At 72.7% G+C, this 18064-nt stretch carries 18 protein-coding genes; 5 read left to right on the top strand and 13 right to left on the bottom strand.

The genetic code is table 11. From position 1 onward, the window contains the following. Positions 1-5: 5 nt before the first annotated feature. The 4 genes from gatA to ligA form a co-directional block, all read right to left on the bottom strand. Positions 6-1481: an Asp-tRNA(Asn)/Glu-tRNA(Gln) amidotransferase subunit GatA gene (gene gatA / locus OG811_RS16950; RefSeq protein ID WP_406067019.1), complete on the bottom strand. Its 1476-nt coding sequence runs from the start codon at positions 1479-1481 to the stop codon at positions 6-8. A gap of 76 nt (positions 1482-1557) precedes the next feature. Next, complete coding sequence (gene gatC / locus OG811_RS16945; RefSeq protein WP_406067018.1) at positions 1558-1863, bottom strand: Asp-tRNA(Asn)/Glu-tRNA(Gln) amidotransferase subunit GatC; 306 nt, start codon at positions 1861-1863, stop codon at positions 1558-1560. Between the two features lie 158 nt (positions 1864-2021). Then, the gene (locus OG811_RS16940; RefSeq protein WP_406067017.1) at positions 2022-4754 is read right to left on the bottom strand and encodes an EAL domain-containing protein; all 2733 of its coding nucleotides are present in this window, start codon (positions 4752-4754) and stop codon (positions 2022-2024) included. Positions 4755-4911: 157 nt separating this feature from the next. Further along, entirely contained in the window at positions 4912-7047 is a 2136-nt protein-coding gene (ligA, locus tag OG811_RS16935) for an NAD-dependent DNA ligase LigA (protein ID WP_406067016.1), read from the bottom strand. Between the two features lie 231 nt (positions 7048-7278). Between ligA and OG811_RS16930 the strand changes: the two genes are divergently transcribed. After that, positions 7279-7887, top strand: coding sequence for a type II toxin-antitoxin system PemK/MazF family toxin (locus tag OG811_RS16930; RefSeq protein WP_406067015.1), 609 nt, complete (start codon positions 7279-7281; stop codon positions 7885-7887). Between the two features lie 272 nt (positions 7888-8159). Here the strand turns inward: OG811_RS16930 and OG811_RS16925 are convergent, their stop codons facing one another. The 5 genes from OG811_RS16925 to OG811_RS16905 all read right to left on the bottom strand — a co-directional run bounded on the left by OG811_RS16925 (position 8160) and on the right by OG811_RS16905 (position 13226). Continuing rightward, positions 8160-9170, bottom strand: coding sequence for an ADP-ribosylglycohydrolase family protein (locus tag OG811_RS16925; RefSeq protein WP_406067014.1), 1011 nt, complete (start codon positions 9168-9170; stop codon positions 8160-8162). A 30-nt stretch (positions 9171-9200) separates the two neighbouring features. Next, positions 9201-9566, bottom strand: coding sequence for a VOC family protein (locus tag OG811_RS16920; protein WP_406067013.1), 366 nt, complete (start codon positions 9564-9566; stop codon positions 9201-9203). A gap of 36 nt (positions 9567-9602) precedes the next feature. Then, positions 9603-10607 carry a methionine synthase gene (locus OG811_RS16915; RefSeq protein ID WP_406067012.1) on the bottom strand — a complete coding sequence of 335 codons (1005 nt, stop codon included), beginning with the start codon at positions 10605-10607 and terminating at the stop codon, positions 9603-9605. A 48-nt stretch (positions 10608-10655) separates the two neighbouring features. Then, positions 10656-11729 carry a tRNA 2-thiouridine(34) synthase MnmA gene (mnmA, locus tag OG811_RS16910; RefSeq protein ID WP_406067011.1) on the bottom strand — a complete coding sequence of 358 codons (1074 nt, stop codon included), beginning with the start codon at positions 11727-11729 and terminating at the stop codon, positions 10656-10658. 321 nt (positions 11730-12050) lie between these two features. Beyond that, on the bottom strand, positions 12051-13226 hold the full coding sequence (locus tag OG811_RS16905) for a cysteine desulfurase family protein (RefSeq protein ID WP_406067010.1): 1176 nt from the start codon (positions 13224-13226) through the stop codon (positions 12051-12053). Positions 13227-13326: 100 nt separating this feature from the next. Here OG811_RS16905 and OG811_RS16900 point away from each other — a divergent pair, with 100 nt between their 5' ends. Then, positions 13327-13461 carry a hypothetical protein gene (locus OG811_RS16900; RefSeq protein ID WP_406067009.1) on the top strand — a complete coding sequence of 45 codons (135 nt, stop codon included), beginning with the start codon at positions 13327-13329 and terminating at the stop codon, positions 13459-13461. 263 nt (positions 13462-13724) lie between these two features. Here OG811_RS16900 and OG811_RS16895 read toward each other — a convergent pair whose 3' ends face one another. The 4 genes from OG811_RS16895 to OG811_RS16880 all read right to left on the bottom strand — a co-directional run bounded on the left by OG811_RS16895 (position 13725) and on the right by OG811_RS16880 (position 16872). Further along, positions 13725-14684, bottom strand: coding sequence for an electron transfer flavoprotein subunit alpha/FixB family protein (locus tag OG811_RS16895; protein ID WP_406067008.1), 960 nt, complete (start codon positions 14682-14684; stop codon positions 13725-13727). Positions 14685-14698: 14 nt separating this feature from the next. Further along, positions 14699-15478 carry an electron transfer flavoprotein subunit beta/FixA family protein gene (locus OG811_RS16890; RefSeq protein ID WP_406067007.1) on the bottom strand — a complete coding sequence of 260 codons (780 nt, stop codon included), beginning with the start codon at positions 15476-15478 and terminating at the stop codon, positions 14699-14701. Between the two features lie 186 nt (positions 15479-15664). Further along, positions 15665-16072 (bottom strand): hypothetical protein, encoded by a 408-nt coding sequence (locus OG811_RS16885; protein WP_406067006.1) that lies wholly within the window; start codon positions 16070-16072, stop codon positions 15665-15667. Positions 16073-16074: 2 nt separating this feature from the next. Next, on the bottom strand, positions 16075-16872 hold the full coding sequence (locus OG811_RS16880) for a GNAT family N-acetyltransferase (RefSeq protein WP_406067005.1): 798 nt from the start codon (positions 16870-16872) through the stop codon (positions 16075-16077). 42 nt (positions 16873-16914) lie between these two features. On the opposite strand from OG811_RS16880, the gene OG811_RS16875 reads away from it, so the two are divergent. Genes OG811_RS16875 through OG811_RS16865 form a run of 3 tightly spaced genes read left to right on the top strand, consistent with a single transcriptional unit; the run spans position 16915 to position 18050 of the window. Further along, positions 16915-17307, top strand: coding sequence for a YidH family protein (locus OG811_RS16875; protein ID WP_406067004.1), 393 nt, complete (start codon positions 16915-16917; stop codon positions 17305-17307). After that, on the top strand, positions 17304-17609 hold the full coding sequence (locus OG811_RS16870) for a DUF202 domain-containing protein (RefSeq protein WP_406067003.1): 306 nt from the start codon (positions 17304-17306) through the stop codon (positions 17607-17609). The genes OG811_RS16875 and OG811_RS16870 overlap by 4 nt, the downstream gene beginning before the upstream one ends. A gap of 27 nt (positions 17610-17636) precedes the next feature. Then, the gene (locus OG811_RS16865) at positions 17637-18050 is read left to right on the top strand and encodes a PLD nuclease N-terminal domain-containing protein (RefSeq protein WP_406067002.1); all 414 of its coding nucleotides are present in this window, start codon (positions 17637-17639) and stop codon (positions 18048-18050) included. Positions 18051-18064 lie beyond the last annotated feature (14 nt).

Raw genomic sequence — 18064 nt, 5'->3', positions numbered from 1 at the left:
CTGCCTCACAGTGCCGGTGGGGTGAACGTGCCGATGGCGGACTCCAGCGCGGCGGCCACCCGGTACATCCGGTCGTCGGCCATCGTCGGAGCCATCACCTGCAGGCCGACAGGCAGCCCCTCAGAGATGCCGCAAGGCACCGAGATGCCCGGCCCGCCGTACAGGTTGGTCGGGATGGTGTACAGGTCGGCCAGGTACATCTGGTACGGGTCGGCGGTCCGCGCGCCCATCGGGAACGCCACCGACGGGGTGGTCGGCGAGATCAGCGCGTCGACCCGCTCGAACGCGGCGGTGAAGTCCCGGGTGATGAGCGTCCGAACCTTCTGCGCCTGCCCGTAGTACGCGTCGTAGTAACCCGACGACAGCGCGTACGTGCCGATCATGATGCGGCGCTTGACCTCCGGGCCGAAACCGGCCTCGCGGGTCAGCGACATGACCTCCTCCAGCGACCGGTTGCCGTCGTCGCCGACCCGCAGGCCGAACCGGACGCCGTCGAACCGGGCCAGGTTGGAGGAGCACTCGCTCGGGGCGATCAGGTAGTACGCCGGCAGCGCGTACGAGAACGTCGGGCAGGACACCTCGACGATCTCCGCACCCAGCTTCGCGAGGGCGTCCACCGCCTCGCGGAACGCGGCCATCACGCCCGGCTCGGCGCCCTCGCCGACGAACTCGCTGACGATGCCGAGCCGTACGCCGGTCAGGTCACCGGTCGCGCCGAGCCTGGCCGCAGCCACCACGTCCGGCACGGGCTGCGGGATGGAGGTGGAGTCGCGCGGGTCGTGCCCGCCGATCACCTGGTGCAGCAGGGCCGCGTCGAGCACCGTACGCGCGCACGGGCCGGGGGTGTCCAGCGACGAGGAGAACGCGACCAGCCCGTAACGGGAGGTGCCACCGTAGGTGGGCTTCACGCCGACGGTGCCGGTGACCGCGCCGGGCTGGCGGATCGAGCCGCCGGTGTCCGAGCCGATCGCCAGCGGCGCCTCGTACGCGGCCAGCGCGGCCGCGCTGCCACCACCCGAGCCACCCGGAATCCGGCTCAGGTCCCACGGGTTGTGCGTCGGGCCGTACGCCGAGTATTCGGTGGAGGAGCCCATCGCGAACTCATCCATGTTGGTCTTGCCGAGCATCACCGTGCCGGCTTCGCGCAGCCGCTGCACGATCGTCGCGTCGTACGGCGGGCGCCAGCCCTCCAGGATCTTCGACCCCACGGTGGTCGGCACGCCCCGGGTGGCGAGCACGTCCTTGACCGCGACCGGCACACCCGCGAGGGGGCCCAACTCCTCGCCGGCGGCCCGGCGCTCGTCCACCGCGCGGGCCGCGGCGAGCGCGCCGTCGGTGTCCACGTGCAGGAAGGCGTGCACCCGGTCATCGACCGCGGCGATCCGGTCCAGGTGCGCCTGGGTCACCTCGACGGCGGAGGTCTCGCCGCCGGCGACCAGGGCCGCGATCTCCGTCGCGGTCATTCTGGTGAGATCGCTCATGCCGTCACTCCGCTTCGCTCCGCGACGCCATGAGGCACCAGCGCGCTGCATCGATGATTCGCTCGCTCACGCTCGCTCATGAGGCCACATCCTCGCTCAGGATCCGCGGGACGCGGAACCGCTGGTCCTCGGCGTCGGGCGCGCCGGACAGCGCCTCCTGCGGGGTGAGGCACGGCGTGACCACGTCCTCGCGCAGGATGTTGGTCAGCGGCACCGAGTGTGAGGTCGGCGGAATGTCCGCGGCGGCGACCTCACCGACCTGGGCGACGGCTTGGAGGATCACGTCGAGCTGGCCGGCGAACATGTCCAGCTCCTCCTCAGTGACGGCGAGCCGCGACAGGCGCGCCAGGTGCGCGACCTCCTCGCGGGAGATGGCGGCCATCCGTGCCCCCTTCTGATGTCCTGCTGGTCGGGCGGTGTGCCGGCCGCGCGATGGGTGAAGCGTGACGCGCGGTGACCGGAGCGAGTCTATTGTTCCGCTCCGGTGCCGCGTCCCCGACTCCCCCCTTCGCCGGCCCTCGTGCCGTGTTGGCGGGCGGGTCAGCGGGTGGGTCGACGCGCCGCGTCCGACTGCGGGTGCCCGCCGGTCGGGCGAACCGGTCGGTACCGGGCCAGCCAGGTGACCAGCTCCTCGGCGGGCATGGGCCGGGCGTAGAACCAGCCCTGAGCGGCGTCGCAGCCGGCGGCGTGCAGCATCCGCCAGGTCCGTTCGTCCTCGACGCCCTCGGCGACCACCCGCAGCCCCAGAGCGCCGGCCAGCTCGATCATCGACCGGACGATCGCCGCGTCGTCGGCGTCGTCCGCCATGCCGAGCACGAACGAACGGTCCACCTTCACCTCGGACAGCGGCAACCGCCGCAGGTGCTGCAGGGAGGAGTAGCCGGTGCCGAAGTCGTCCAGCGCGATGGCCACCCCGATCCGGTGCAGCCGCGAGATGGTCGCCAGCACCCGGCGCGGGTCAGCCATCAACGCACCTTCGGTGATCTCCACTTGCAGCCGCTCGGCCGGCACCCCGTAGCGGGCCAGTCGGTCGGCGATCTGGTCGGCGATCTCGCCGGTGTGCAGGTCGCGCACGCTGACGTTCAGTGCCGCGCGCAGGCCGATGCCGGCCGCCGACCACTTGGCGAGCTGCTCGACCACGTCGTCGACCACCCGACGGGTGAGCAGCCGCATCACCGCGCTCTGCTCGGCGACCCGGATGAGTTCCTCCGGGTCGACCATGCCCCGCCGCGGGTGCCGCCACCGCAGGAGGGCCTCGACGCCGACCACCTCGCCGGTCGCGATCGCGATCTGCGGCTGGTAGTACATGGTGATTTCCCCGGCGTCGTCGGCCGGCTCACCGTCCGCGTGCGCCCACCCGGTCGGTTCGAGCGGTTGCCCTGGTTTGCCCGGCCCGACGTCACTCCGAGACCCGGGGCCGCCGTCGCCCGTCGCGGCCACCGCGCTTCCGTTCGGTGCCCACCGACCGTTCCCGCCCCCGACGCGCCGCCCCCGGGCCGGGCCCGGACGGGTGCCGGTGACCGTGGCACGGGTGTTGCGCCCCCGGATCGGGTCGGCACCGGTGGCGATCCGGTTGATCAGCTCATCGGCGTGCATCAGCTCGGCGTCGTTGCGCCGGCGGCGTCCCCACCACCGGCCGCCGGCCCGCGCCGCCGCGGCGATCACCGACGCCGGGTCCGCGTGTGGCGCGGCCTCGGCCGGGGCACCGGTGGGCAGCGCCGCCCCGTCACCGCCGCGCACCTCCGCCGTCACGGCGAGGGGTACGTCGACCGTCCGCTTTGCGTCGGCCACCTCGCCCGGCACGCCGTCCCGGCCGTTCCCGTCGCCCTGCTCGGCGTGCTGGCCCTGCTCGGCGTGCAGGCCCTGCTCGGGCGTGCCCTCGGTGTGCTCGGCGTGCAGGCCCTGCTCGGACGCGCCCTCGGTGTGGCGCTGACCCGCCGGCTCGGCGTCGAACAGCTCGGCCGACGGGCTGGACTCCAGCACCCGGCGCAGGTCGGCGAGGAGGCCGAGTCGCTCGGCGGAGTTGTGGTCGGACTCCGGCGCGTAGACGGCCACCGTGTCGTTGCGGTGCTTGGCGTCGTACATCGCCACGTCGGCGTGGCGCATCAGGGTGGCGAAATCCTCGCCGTGCTCCGGGAAGAAGGCGATCCCGATCGACCCGCCCACGTCCAACGGCAGCCCGTCGAGGGGCACCGGCTCGGCCAGTGCCTGGACCACCCGGTCGGCCAACTCCCGCGCCTGACCGACGTCGGTCAACCCGGTCATCACGATGGCGAACTCGTCGCCCCCGAGCCGGGCGATCATCTGCGGTCGGGGCTGCACCTCGGTGAGCCGGGCGCTGACCTCGACCAGCAGCCGGTCGCCCACGGCGTGCCCGAGGGCGTCGTTGACGTTCTTGAAGCGATCCAGGTCGATCAGCAGCAGCGCCAGCTGCCCGTCGGGTTCGCCGCGGGCCGTCCGCTCGGCGTGCAGGTGCACCTGCTCGGCCACCTCGACCAGCAACGCCTTGCGGTTGGGCAGCCCGGTCAGCGGGTCGGCGGCGGCGAGGTGCTGCTGCTCGACGGTCAGCCGGGCCATCCGGTAGACGGCGAAGAGCGGCACCAGCACCAGCGGGATCAGCGCCGCGCTGACACGCGCGGCGGCGACCAGCACCGGGGCGAGCAGCAGCAGCGAGCCGGTGGAGAGCAACTCGAAACCGAGGCCCTGGCGGAGGGTGGGCCACCACCGGTCCCCGAAGCGCAGCCGCACCGCCCAGCTGACCAGCCCGTAGTTGACGACGAACCAGGCCAGCGTGGCGCCGCCGACGGCAGCGAGGTCGGTCCAGTGCAACCGCCCGCCGGAAAAGATGGCGCCCGGCCCGAGCTGGATCACCCCGTACGCGGCGGCGAGGGCGCACGCATACTGGCCGACGTTGAACGCCGTCCGCCACGGTGCGTGCCGCATCCGCCAGCCCGAGACGACCACCCCCAACGCCTGCACCACCACCGCCGGGCCGAGGCCCCAGCCGAGCAGGATCGCGAAGGTGAAGCAGGTGGACGGGTACACCGCGGAGGTCTGCCGACGCCCCGGCGGGACGAACGGGCGCGCGTCGCAGACCACGGCGAGCACCGCCATCGTCCAGAACGCCACCGGCAGCCGGGACACCTCGCCCGGGAGCGTCGCGAGTGGAACGGCGGCGGTCAGCGCGGCGACCGCCAGGATGCCAGCGACGAAGGTGGCGAACGGTGCGACCCGTCCCGGGGGGAGCGAGTTGCGTGGATCGGCGACCTCCACCACACCTCCCGACCGACAGTCGGCGTGCCGGTGCGCACGCCGTGACCCAATGAAACGCCCTCGGCCCCCGGTTTCCCGGTATGACAGTCACGAATCGGTCGTAGTCGTAATTAAGTTGGTATACGCGGCCAGTCGCCGCGTCAAGCCCTCGGCGGGATCAGCCGGCCAGCTGAGCGACTTCCCGTGCGGCGTCCGGACCCGCGTCCAGCAGCAACCGGAACCCGTCCTCGTCGAGCACCGGCACCTTGAGGCTGACCGCCTTGTCGGCCTTGGACCCGGGGTTGTCCCCCACGACCACGAAGCTCGTCTTCTTGGAGACCGACCCGCTGACCTTGCCACCCCGGGTCTGGACGGCCTCGGCGGCCTGGTCCCGGGAGAAGCCGGCGAGCGTGCCGGTCACCACCACGGTCAGCCCCTCCAACGGGCGCGGCCCCTCGTCGACCGCCTCCTCGGCCATCCGTACGCCTGCTTCGGCCCACTTGCGGACGACCTCGCGGTGCCAGTCCACGGCGAACCACTCCCGGATGCTGGCCGCGATGGTCGGCCCGACCCCGTCGACAGAGGACAGCTCCTCCTCGCTGGCCGCGTCGATGGCCTCCATCGAGCGGAAATGCCGAGCGAGCGCCTGGGCGGCGGTGGGCCCGACATGCCGGATGGAGAGCGCCACCAGCACCCGCCACAGGTCACGCTCCCGAGCCACCGCGAGGTTGTCCAGCAGCTTGACCGCGTTGCTGCCCAGGCTGCCGTCCTTGTTGATGAAGAACGGGGACCGGGACAACTGCTCGGCGTCGAGCTGGAAGAGGTCACCCTCGTCCGCGATGGTCTCCGCGTCCAGCAGGGCGGCCGCGCCCTTGTAGCCGAGCGCCTCGATGTCGAAGGCACCGCGACCGGCGAGGTGGAACACCCGCTCGCGCAGCTGGGCCGGGCAGCTGCGGGTGTTGGGGCAACGGATGTCGATGTCGCCCTCCTTCGCGGGCGCGAGCGGGGTGCCGCAGGCCGGGCAGCTGGTTGGCATGACGAACGGACGGGCGTCGGCGGGCCGCAGGTCGACCACCGGGCCGAGCACCTCGGGGATCACGTCGCCGGCCTTGCGCAGCACCACCGTGTCGCCGATCAACACGCCCTTGCGCTCGACCTCACGGGCGTTGTGCAGGGTGGCGAGCGCGACGGTGGAGCCGGCGACCCGCACCGGTTCGAGCACGGCGAACGGAGTGACCCGCCCCGTACGCCCCACGTTGACGTCGATGTCGAGCAGCTTGGTGGTGACCTCCTCCGGCGGGTATTTGAAGGCGATCGCCCAGCGCGGGGCGCGGCTGGTCGAACCGAGCCGACCCTGGATGGAGACCGGATCGACCTTGACCACCACGCCGTCGATCTCGTGCTCGACGTCGTGCCGGTGCTCGGCGTAGTAGGCGATGTATTCCGCCACCCCGGCCAGATCCGGCACGACCCGCCACCGGTCGCTGGTCGGCAGCCCCCACGCTTTGAGCGCCGCGTACGACTCGGACTGAGCGGTCGGCTGGAACCCACTGCGGGCGCCGATGCCGTGGACCACCAGGCGCAGCGGCCGGGACGCGGTGACCCGTGGGTCCTTCTGCCGCAGGCTGCCCGCAGCGGCGTTGCGGGGATTGGCGAACGGTGCTTTGCCCTGCTCCACCAGACTCGCGTTGAGATCGGCGAAACCGGCGATCGGGAAGTAGATCTCGCCCCGGACCTCCACCAGCTCGGGGATGACCGGGAAGTCGGCCGAGGGAGTGAGCTGGCCGGGCACGTCCCGGATGCTGCGCACGTTGGCGGTGACGTCCTCACCGGTGCGGCCGTCACCCCGGGTGGCCGCCCGGACCAGCCGGCCCGCCTCGTAGGTCAGGTTGATCGCGAGCCCGTCGACCTTCAGCTCACAGAGGTAGGGCACCAGGCCACCGGCGTCCCGCTCGACCCGCTCGGCCCACACTGCCAGCTCCTCGTCGGCGAAGGCATTGTCGAGCGAGAGCATCCGCTCGGCGTGGGTGACCGGGGTGAAGTCGGTCGAGAACGTGCCGCCCACCCGCTGGGTCGGCGAATCCGGCGTACGCAGAGCCGGAAACTCCTCCTCCAGTGCCTCCAGCTCGCGTAGCTGCCTGTCGAACTCGGCGTCGGCGATGGTCGGCGCGTCCAGCACGTAGTAACGGTATTGATGCTCGGTCAGCTCACGGCTGAGCGTGGCGTGCCGCTCCCGCGCCTGCGGCGTCGGCTCGGCGCCGGCCGCCGCCTCCTGAGCCGGGCTGACCTGCTGACCGACCTGTTCCTCGGACACCCCGCCACCTTCGGACACGCCTGCGACCTCCCTGATCACGCTACTCCGGCACGGTATCGGGCCGGTGGGACAATCCGTCGCCCACCCGCGTCGGAGGCGACGTCACCCTCCGCCGAGTCCCCGTGATCATCTGATGCTCGGCAGTCGTCGACGGGGCGGTCCGGCTGCCGCGGTGTGGTTGGCGGGCGGCACGGGCGGCGGCGTGCGAGGATCGCCGGACGATGGCGGCCGGTGGGCCGCAGGGAGGCGGAGGTAGCGATGCCGGACGCGCTGCTCTGGGCGGTGGCGATCCTGCTGGCGGTTGCCGCTGGCTGGGTGTGGAACAGCTGGCGACATCGCATCGCGAACCGGCGCCCCGGAACCCGGCCGGGTCGGGGCACCACCTCCCGCACCGGCGGCCGTCGTCCGGCGCCGCCCCGGCCGCGCGGCGCCGAAGGCTCGACCGCCAAGCCCCGCTCGCGCGACACCGATCGGCCGTCCGTCAAGCCCCGCCGGAGCGACGCCGATCGGCACGGCGACGCCCCGGCACCCGGCGAGATCTGGTGGGCCGACGTCCCGTACGCCGACGGCACCGGGTCGAAGGTGCGTCCCTGTCTGGTGCTGCGCGCCGACTCCCGGGGCGCCGACGTCCTGAAGATCACCAGCCAGGACAAGAGCGACCGGGACGACCACGTGCGGATCCCCACCCGGGACTGGGATCCCGACGCCGAACACGACAGCTACCTGAGCCTCACCGAGCCGGCCCGGATCAGCTCGGCCGCCTTCGCCGATCGCGCCGGCCGATGCGACGCCGACCTGTGGCGGCGCGTCCGCAGCCTGCGCCACCTGCCCACCAGCTGACCCGGCACGGCCAACCCGGCACGGCCAACCCGGCACGGCCAACCCGCCACGGCTGGGCCACTCGTGGCCGACCCCTGGCCGCGATCGACCCGGGTTGCCAGAGACCGGGGTATCCAGGCCCAGGAACACCCCGCCTTTCAGGAAACCAAGTCGATCACGGGCCAGCGCCGGCCACGAGCGGTCGGCCACGATAGGTCAGGCCGGCCACGGCAGGTCAGGGCGGGTCGACGTCGGGCACGGCAGGTCGGCTAGGGCGGGTCGGCCACGGCGGGTCAGTCCCAGGCGGCGCCGAGCGTGGCGAGCTGGTCCGCGTACTCGATGCGGTCGACCCAACCGGATGGCCAGGCGGCCATCCCGAGGGCCGCGCCCACGAAGGCGCCGGCCAGGGCCGCGATCGAGTCGGAGTCGCCGGCGGTGGTCGCGCCCCGGGCCAGTGCCGCTACCGGGTTGTCGGCATGCCGTACGGCGCAGAGCAACGCGGTGGCCAGCGCCTCCTCGGCCACCCAGCCCTCCCCGGTGGCCCGGCACGGGTCACCGCCGTCGTCCGGCTCCCCCAGCGCGGCCGTCAGTCGGCCCAGCGCCAGCAGGCACTCGTCCCAGCCTCGGGCGATGAACTCCTCCGCGCTGCGGACCCCGGGGCGCTGCCAGAGGTCACCCAGCCACTGCTCCCGGTACACCAGGCGCTGGGCCAGCGCCCGTTCGGTGAGAATCGCGGGAAGCTCGGGCAGCGAGGCGCCCATGCGTAGCGCGAAGACCGCGTACGCGGTGAGCTCGCTGGCGGCCAGCCCGGTCGGGTGACCGTGGGTCAACCCGGCCTGCAGCTGGGCCAATCCGGCCAGCGTGTCCAGGTCCACGTCGAGCAACCCGACCGGGGTGACCCGCATGTTGGCCCCGCACCCCTTCGACCCGGCCACGGTCGCCTCCTGCCAACGCAGCCCACGGCTCAGCTCGGCGCAGGCGCGCAGGCAGGTCATGCCCGGGGCACGGTTGTTGTCCGGGCTGACCGCCCAGGCGACGAAGCGTCGGCGCAGCAGCGGCTCCACCACCTCCGGGGTGAGCGAGGAAGCCTCCTGCAGCGCCCAACCCACCGCCAGCGCCATCTGGGTGTCGTCGGTGACCAGCGCAGGCTCACCGGACAACTCACGCGGACCGGTCGGGCCGTACCGGTGCTCGATTTCGGCGACGGTCAGGAACTCGGTCGGCTTGCCCAACGCATCACCGTAGGCGAGGCCGAAGAGCGAGCCGGAGGCACGCAGCGCGGAGGTGTGGATCACCGCGGCCATGATGCCCGGCCGCCGTGATCCACGCCAGGCTCAGTCCCAGCAGAGGCAGAATGGGTGGCCGGCCGGGTCCGCGTAGACCCGGAAACCCTCACCCTCACCGGGCAGCCGCCGAGCGCCGAGCGCGAGCGCGGCCTTCTCGGCACTTTCGATGTCGTCCACCGTCACGTCCAGGTGGAACTGCTGGGGGCGCTCCGGATCCGGCCAGGCCGGCGGGCGCAGGTCGAGCGCCTGCTGGAAGGCGAGGCGCGGCTGGTGCCCGGGAGGGCCGCCGAGCACCACCCAGTCGTCGTCGAAGTCACCCTCGGAGAGAGGCACACCGAGCAGTTCGGCGTAGAACGCCGCCAGCGCCCGCGGATCCGGGCAGTCGATAACCACTGAACGCAGCTGTCCAATCATGACCGTCATCCTGCCCACCGGGTACGACAGGAAACCTCAGTCCTCGGCGAAGCGCCGCCCGGCGTCGCGGCACGCCGCGAGCACCGCCCGCGCGTACTCCGGAGTGGCACCGGCGAGACCGCAGGCCGGGGTGACCACCACCTGCTCGGCCAACTGTCGACGAGGGAAGCCGAGGCGGTCCCAGACCTGGCGTACCCGATCGGCGATCTGCGCGGAGGTCGGCGCGCCACCGGCCGACGGCGGCCGGGTCGGCGCGGCCCCGGCCAGCAACCCGAGGCCGGCGTCGATCGCCTCGCCCAGCGGGTCCAGCTTGGTGACCAGGTCGAGGTCGAGGGCGACCGCGACGGCGCCGGTGGAGCGGATCAGCTCCAGCGGCACGTCCGGGGCGCAGCAGTGCACCACCGTCGGCACGCCGACCGCCTCGACGACCGTGCGCAGCAGCGCGGCCGCGTCCACCGGATCGACCGCCCGGTACGCGCCCAGCCCGCTCTCGGTCGGCACCCGCCCGGCCAGCACGGTCGGCAGCGACGGTTCGTCCAACTGGAGCAGCACTGACGCCCGGGGCAGCCGCCGGGCCACCGCCGCGACGTGCGCGCGCAGCCCCTCGGCGAGGGAGCCGGCCAGATCGCGGACCGCGCCGGGGTCACGCAACAGGCGGCCACCGATCGGCAACTCCAGAGAGGCTGCCAGCGTGAGCGGGCCAGCGGCCTGCACCTTGATCGGCCCGGCGTACTCCTCGGCCTGTTCGGCGAGCTGGTCCAGGTCGCGTTCCATCAGGTCGCGGGCCCGGCGCAGGTCGCGGCCCGGACGCGGGGCGACCTGCCACCGCCCGGCGTACACCTCGACGGGCAGCTCGACCAGCAGCCCGGCGCTGCGGCCGATCAGGTCGGCGCCGGGACCACGCGCCGGCAGTTCGGGCAGGTGGGGCAGCTCGGGAAGCTCGCCGAGGACCACCCGCTGGGCCTCGGCGATGTCGGTGCCGGGCAGCGAACCAATTCCGGTTGCCGCGCCGGCCGGCCAGGGCCACGCCTGATCTGTCACGGCCGAAGGCTATCCCGGCGTACGCCAGGCTGTGCGGCGACCGCGCGGTCAGCCGCTGATGGTCGCCGAGCCGAGGACCACGTCGCCGGCCGGGTCCGGCCGGTACGCCACCACGGCCTGGCCGGCGGCGACGCCGCGTACCGGCCGGCGCAGCTCGGCGTGCAGCAGGTCGCCGTTCAGGGCGACGGCCGCCGGCACCACGTCGCCGTGTGCGCGCAGCTGCACCTCGCACTCGACCGGCGCGTCCGGACGTGCGCCACCGGTCCAGACCGGACGAACGGCGCGGACCTCGGACACCTCCAGCGCCTCGGCGGGGCCGACGGTCACCGTGTTGGTCTTCGGCGTGATGGAGAGCACATAGCGCGGCCGACCGTCCGGGGCGGGCCGGTCCAGGTGCAGCCCGCGGCGTTGCCCCACCGTGTACGCGTATGCGCCGCTGTGACTGCCGACCACCGCGCCGGTGCTGGCGTCCACCACGTCGCCGGGTGCCTCGCCGAGACGGCCCGCCAGGAAGCCGCGGGTGTCACCGTCGGCGATGAAGCAGATGTCGTGCGAGTCCGGCTTGTCGGCCACCGCCAGGCCACGCTCGGCGGCCTCCGCGCGGACCTGCGCCTTGGTCGAGTCGCCCAGCGGGAAGATCGAACGGTCCAGCTGCTCGCGGGTGAGCACGGCCAACACGTACGACTGATCCTTGGCCACGTCGACACTGCGCCGCAGCAGCCCGTCCGGGCCGAGCCGGGCGTGGTGCCCGGTCACCACCGCATCGAAGCCCAGGGCCACCGCCCGGTCCAGCACCGCCGCGAACTTGATCTTCTCGTTGCAGCGCAGGCAGGGATTCGGCGTACGGCCGGCGGCGTACTCGGCGACGAAGTCGTCGACCACGTCCTCGTGGAAGCGGTCGGCCATGTCCCACACGTAGAACGGGATGCCGATCACGTCGGCGGCCCGCCGGGCGTCCCGGGAGTCCTCCAGGGTGCAGCAGCCGCGCGCCCCGGTCCGATAGGTCTGTGGGTTGCGGGCCAACGCCAGGTGCACACCGGTCACGTCATGCCCGGCCGCCACCGCCCGCGCCGCCGCCACGGCCGAGTCAACCCCGCCCGACATTGCTGCCAATACCCTCACCGGCCCACTCCCTTCCCCAACCCAACCCAACCCTATCCACCCCGCCACCTCTCCACCCCACAGCCGCCCCGCCCCCAAACCACCCCACCCCGCCGCCCGCCCCGCCCGCCCGCCCCGCGCCCCGCCCGCCGCCCGCCCCGCCCGCCAGCCTTTCGTCGATCTAGGGCAAATCGTTGTGATCAGAGATCATCCAACGACGATTTGCCCTAGATCGACGGGGCCAGGGCGGGGCAGGCGGGCGGGGCGGGGGCGGGCGGGCGGCGGGGCGGGCAGGGCCGGGGGGCAGGCGGGAGGGCGGGGCGGGGGTGGGGCGGGGCGGGTTTAGCGGGGGGTGCGGAGGGCGGCGGCTCGGCGGGCCCGGTCCACCGCTGCGGGGAGGGCCGCTATCAGGGCGTCCACGTCGGCCTGGGTGCTGGCGTGGCCCAGGGTGAAGCGCAGCGAGGAGCGGGCGCGGTCGTCGTCGGCGCCCATCGCCAACAGCACGTGCGACGGCTGGGCCACGCCCGCCGAGCAGGCCGAGCCCGTCGAGCAGGCGATCCCCTGGGCGTCGAGCAGGAGCAGCAGAGCGTCGCCCTCGCAGCCCGGAAAGGAGAAGTGCGCGTTGCCGGGCAGCCGGTCGTCCGGATCACCGTTGTAGATCACCTCGGGCACCGCCCGGCGGACCCGCTCGATCAGGTCGTCACGGAGCGCGGCCACCCGGGCCGCGTACTCCTGCTGGCCCTTCACCGCCGTCTCGACGGCGACCGCGAAGGCGACGATGCCGGCGGTGTCCAGGGTGCCGGAGCGTACGTCGCGTTCCTGGCCGCCGCCGTGCAGCAGCGGCGTGGCCGCCACGTCCCGGGCGAGCAGCAGGGCGCCCACGCCGGTCGGGCCGCCCATCTTGTGCCCGGTGACGGTCAGCGCGGAGACCCCGCTGGCGCCGAAGTCGACGGGCACCTGACCGACTGCCTGGATGGCGTCGGTGTGGAACGGCACGCCGTGTTCGGCCGCCACGGCGGCCAGCTCGGCGACCGGCTGGACGGTGCCCACCTCGTTGTTCGCCCACATCGCGGTGACCACGGCCACCAGGTCGGCGTGCGCGGCCAACTCGGCGCGCAGGTCCGCCGGGTCGAGCCGGCCGGCGGCGTCCACCGGCAGCCAGCCGACCTCGGCGCCCTCGTGCTGGGCCAGCCAGTCGACCGCGTCCAGCACCGCGTGGTGCTCGACGGCGCTGGAGACCACTCGTCGGCGGTCGGGGCCGGCTCCCCGGCGGGCCCAGAAGATGCCCTTGACCGCGAGGTTGTCACTCTCCGTGCCGCCACCGGTGAAGATCACCTCAGAGGGCCGGGCGCCCAGGACCGCGGCCACCCGCTCGCGCGACTCTTCGACCCGCCGGCGGGCACGGCGACCCGACGCGTGCAGGGAGGACGCGTTGCCGACCTCGCGGGCGGTAGCGACGTACGCCTCCAGTGCCTCATCGAGCATCGGGGTCGTCGCCGCGTGATCCAGGTATGCCATCACCGTTCAGCCTACGGCCGACACCTCGGAGACCGGATGCCGGAGGGGACTCCGGTGAACGGCCCGGCCGTGCCGAGGCGGGACTCCCCGCCCCGGCACGGTGCCGGCGGACGCCACCACCGAGCGGCAGGCGTACGCCGGCGCCGGTGAGCACGTGTCACCAGCTGTTCGCGCCCGTGCCGGCCTGACCGCCGTCACCGCTGGGCAGATCGACGCCACCAGCGGCCAAGGGTGACGCCCGGGTTCTCCAGGACGGGCAATTACCTCCGCATGTGGCGAATCTCCCGCGCGTCCCGGGGTACTACGAGGTCTGGCTCCTCAATCCGACAACAACACCCGCCACTGCGGCGACAGCCTGTTGAGGGGCACCCTGACGGGCTGTTCGGCGGGCCGGATCAGCTCCCCGGCCCGCCGAACAGCTCTTACGACGAAAAGAAGTGGCCGCCCAGAAGGTGGGCGGCCACTTCCTTGTCCTGCGCTGCCGGCGGACCGGCAGGGTCACTTGCGCTTGCGGATCTCCTCGGCGGCCTGCGGGACGATCTTGAACAGGTCGCCCACCACGCCGAAGTCGGCCAGCTCGAAGATCGGTGCCTCGCCGTCCTTGTTGACCGCGACGATGGTCTTCGAGGTCTGCATGCCGGCCCGGTGCTGGATGGCACCGGAGATGCCGAGCGCGACGTAGAGCTGCGGGGAGACCGTCTTGCCGGTCTGGCCCACCTGGAACTGGTGCGGGTAGAAGCCGGAGTCGACCGCCGCCCGGGACGCGCCGACGGCGCCGCCGAGCAGGTCGGCCAGCTCCTCGACCAGCTTGAAGTTGTCGGCGTTGCCGACACCGCGACCACCGGAGACGACCACGCCGGCCTCGGTCAGCTCGGGGCGGGAGCCCTTCTGCTCGGCGACCCGCTCGACGACCTTGGCCAGCTTGTCGGTGTCGGTGACCGACACGGTGAGCTGCTCGATCGCCGGGGTGGCCGCCGCCGGGGAGGGGGTGACCGAGTTGGGCCGGACGGTGACCAGCGGCAGGCCCTTGGTGACCTTGGACTTGACGATGGTGGAGCCGGCGAAGGCGATCTGGGTGGCGGTGCCGTCGGCGTCCAGGCCGACCACGTCGGTCAGGATGCCGTTGTCGAGCTTGACGGCGAGCCGGGCGGCGATCTCCTTGCCCTCCTGGGCCGAGGCCAGCAGCACGGCGGCCGGCTGCACCCGCTTGACCAGCTCGGCCAGCACGGTGGCCTTGGGGGCCACCAGGTAGCCGTCGATCTCGTCACCCTCGGCGGCGTAGATCTTCTCCGCGCCGTACTCGCCCAACTTGCCGCTCAGCGCCTCGGCGGCGCCAGCGCCGCCGAGCACCACCGCGCTCGGGGTGCCCAGCTCGCGGGCGAGGGTGAGCATCTCCAGGGTGACCTTCTTGACGCCGAATTCCTTGGTGGCTTCGACGACGACGAGAACCTCAGACATGTCCAGACCCGCTCTCACACGAACTTCTCGGTGGCGAGGAACTCGACCAGCTTGACGCCGCCCTCGCCCTCATCGGTGATCTTGGCACCGCCGGAGCGCGGCGGGCGCTTGGTGTGCTCGATGACGGCGCTGGTGGCACCGTCGAAGCCCACCTCGGCGGACGCGACGCCGAGATCGGCCAGGGAGAGCGTCTGCACCGGCTTCTTCTTGGCGGCCATGATGCCCTTGAAGGAGGGGTAGCGCGGCTCGTTGATGGTGTCCCAGACGGAGACCACGGCCGGGGTGGAGGCGGTGACCACCTCGTACCCCTCCTCGGTCTGCCGCTCGACGGTCAGCGTGGCACCGTCGACGGTGAGCTTGCGGGCGCCGGTGAGCGCCGCGACGCCCAGCCGCTCGGCGATCATGTGCGGCAGGACCTGGACCCGGCCGTCGGTGGACTCGGCGCCGCAGATCACCAGGTCGGCACCCAGCTGACCGAGCGCGGCGGCGATCACCTTCGAGGTGGCGACCGCGCACGAGCCGTGCAGGGCGTCGTCCACCACGTGCACGGCCTTGTCCGGGCCCATGGAGAGCGCCTTGCGGATCGACTCGGTCGCCCGGTCCGGACCCATGGTCAGGATGGTGACCTCGCCGCCGTGCGCCTCCTTGATCTTCAGCGCCTCCTCGATGGCGTACTCGTCCATCTCGTTGATCACGTTGTTCGCCGAACCGCGGTCGACGGTGTTGTCGTCATTGCGCAGGTTGCGGTCCGCGCCCGAATCAGGCACCTGCTTGACGAGTACGACGATATTCATCGCGCTTCGACGACCCTCCTGTGTGGTGATGCGATTCGCTCGCCCGGTATGGGGCGCAGCGTCGCGCGTCGGTCGACGCCAGGTCAACCGTGGGCTGCTGTGCAGTTGCCCACGGGCAATGTTACCTGTCAGTAGGTTGCGCTCCCGAGGCACACCGAGTGACACAGCTCACCGACCGGCGGCCGGTCAGGTCGGCTCGGCCAACGCACTCCGGATCTGGTCGATGGCCGCCGTCTCGGCGGGCGCAACCCCGTCGTGCGCCCCGGCCACCCGGTCCGCCGCGGTCAACACCACCGAGCGGTACGCCTCCACGTCCTGCGGTGACTTCTCGCCCAGGATCCGCACCGCCTGACGCAGTGCCGGCAGCACCACCGACTCGATCTCCAACTGTGAGTCCCGGGGAAGCCACGGCAGCGGGCCGGTGGTCAGCGCCTCCTTGACCGTTCCGCTGGCGTCGGCGAGCGCGCCGGACGCGGCGATGCTCTCCCGGATCACCCCCAGCATCCCCGGTTCGGCGTTGGAGACCAGCAAGACAGCACCGAAGGCACCGGTCTTGAGGGTCAGCCGCTCCTCGTCCGTCAACCGCTGCTCCATGATCACGGAGTGTAGACGTACGGGGTCGTCGTGGTGATCGGGATGAGGCCGAGTCGCTGGAGGATCGGTCGGCTGTCCTCGGAGGCGTCGACCTGCAACAGCGTCCGGCCCCGCTGCTCGGCCAGCCGCGCCCGGTACGTGACCAGCGCCCGGTAGATGCCCTTGCGACGCCACTGCGGCAGGGTGGACCCACCCCAGAGGGTGGCGAATCCGGTGTTCGACGGGAACCGCACCCAGCCGGCGCTCACCACCGTCTCCCCCGCCTCGGCCACCACCACGGTGATCGAGTGCGGGTCGGCGTCGAGCTCCTTCGCCAGCCCCCACACCAGGTGCGAGCGGTCCGCTTGCCAGACCTCCTCCTCCATGGCGGCGATCCGCTCCAGGTCGGCCCGGGAGGTCACCTCACGAAGGCGTACCCCCTCGGGGGCGACCGGCAGCGCGGCGGCCAACGGGGCGACCGGCCCGACCACGACGGTCTCCCGGTCCTGCGGCACGAAGCCGGCGGCGCGCAGGCGGTCACCCAGGTCGGCGGGTTCGTCGTGCTCGTTGAGCTTCCACTCCACCGACTCGCCGCGCTCGTGGAACAGTTGCACCTGCCGGGCGATCAGCTCGTCCAACGCGTCACCGGTCAATCCGGCGAGGTTGCGGTAGGTGAGGAACCCACCGGCGTCGATCCCGAAGATCCGGACCAGCGGCCCGTCCCGCTCCACCGTCACCCCGGCCGGGACCGGGTCGGGGATCTCCGGGCGGAGTTGGTTGTCGTAGGCGGTACGCAGCGTCAGCACATCGAGATCAGTCACCGATCCAGGCTAAGCGGGAGGGGAAGCGGATAATCTCCCACCGTGTGGGCGGCGATCAGGCGATGGTTCGACCCGGCGGAGCTGGGCTCGGTCGGTGAACGGCCGGATTACCGGTTCTCCCTGGCCAACGAACGGACCTTCCTCGCCTGGCTGCGCACCGGGCTGGCGCTGGTCGGTGGCGGGTTGGCCGTCGCGCAGTTCCTGCCACCCCTGCCGATGGGCCATCTGCGGGAGGTGATCGCGGTCGCACTGCTGCTGCTCGGCGGCGCCGTCGCGATCCGCGCCGTGGACCACTGGGCGCGCACCGAACGGGCCATCCGGCTCGGTCAGGAGCTGCCCGCGTCCCGGTTTCCCGCCATCCTTGCCCTCGCCGTCGGTGCCGGGGCGGTGCTGCTGGTGATCGCGGTGCTGGTCCGGGCGATCGGGGGACGGTGAGCGCCGGACGCGACCCGGGGCTGCAACCGGAGCGGACCCGGCTGGCCTGGCGGCGCACGCTGCTCACGTTGACTGTGGTGACCGCGCTCGCCGTCCGGCTGGCATCGAACGGCAGCCCGGTCGGGGCGCTGGTCGCCGGTGCGGCCGTCCTGATCTGGGGAGCCGTGCTCGTGCTCTGCTGGCCCCGCAGCACCGGCACCGGGCCGGCGCGCACCGGCGGCCGAACCCTGCCCCTGGTCGCGCTGGGCACGGTCGGGCTCGCGCTGCTGGGATTGGTGCTGGCCGTTAGCGGACTGTGGTGATGCGACGAGGTGAGCCATGATGGGTGCATGGCCCGGCTGTACGTTCTCCTCTTCCTGGTGCAGATTGTCCTCGCCGTCTGCGCACTGATCAGTTGCCTCTCCGCCGAGGAGGGCCAGATTCGCGCCCTGCCCCGGATCGCCTGGGTGCTGATCATCTTGTTCTTCCCGCTGGTCGGCTCGATCGCCTGGTTCATCGCCGGCCGGGAGCCCAGTTCCGGCGCCCCCAAGGGCTGGCCGGGCGGCCCCGGCCCCGCCGAGCGGCAGCGCCCCCGCCCCCTCGCCCCCGACGACGACCCGGAGTTCCTGCGTTCCATGCAGGACCGCGCCAAGCAGCAGGACCAGGAGCTCTTCCGCCGCTGGGAGGAAGACCTGCGCCGGCGCGAGGACGACCTCCGCCGCGACGGTGAGCCGCCACGCGAGGGTGACCGCCCGGAGGTGTGAGCGAGCCGCCGCCG

This window comes from Micromonospora sp. NBC_01638, from assembly GCF_045209745.1.
GTDB lineage: Bacteria > Actinomycetota > Actinomycetes > Mycobacteriales > Micromonosporaceae > Micromonospora.
Note: the sequence above shows the minus strand (reverse complement) of the source record. Positions and strands in the feature narration are given on the sequence as shown.

What these genes read in the sequence shown, in the direction of transcription:
- gatA (WP_406067019.1), bottom strand. Translation starts at nt 1,481, where the DNA reads ATGAGCGATCTCACCAGAATGACCGCGACGGAGATCGCGGCCCTGGTC.
- gatC (WP_406067018.1), bottom strand. Translation starts at nt 1,863, where the DNA reads ATGGCCGCCATCTCCCGCGAGGAGGTCGCGCACCTGGCGCGCCTGTCG.
- OG811_RS16925 (WP_406067014.1), bottom strand. Translation starts at nt 9,170, where the DNA reads ATGGCCGCGGTGATCCACACCTCCGCGCTGCGTGCCTCCGGCTCGCTC.
- OG811_RS16920 (WP_406067013.1), bottom strand. Translation starts at nt 9,566, where the DNA reads ATGATTGGACAGCTGCGTTCAGTGGTTATCGACTGCCCGGATCCGCGG.
- OG811_RS16905 (WP_406067010.1), bottom strand. Translation starts at nt 13,226, where the DNA reads ATGGCATACCTGGATCACGCGGCGACGACCCCGATGCTCGATGAGGCA.
- OG811_RS16895 (WP_406067008.1), bottom strand. Translation starts at nt 14,684, where the DNA reads ATGTCTGAGGTTCTCGTCGTCGTCGAAGCCACCAAGGAATTCGGCGTC.
- OG811_RS16890 (WP_406067007.1), bottom strand. Translation starts at nt 15,478, where the DNA reads ATGAATATCGTCGTACTCGTCAAGCAGGTGCCTGATTCGGGCGCGGAC.
- OG811_RS16885 (WP_406067006.1), bottom strand. Translation starts at nt 16,072, where the DNA reads ATGGAGCAGCGGTTGACGGACGAGGAGCGGCTGACCCTCAAGACCGGT.
- OG811_RS16865 (WP_406067002.1), top strand. Translation starts at nt 17,637, where the DNA reads ATGGCCCGGCTGTACGTTCTCCTCTTCCTGGTGCAGATTGTCCTCGCC.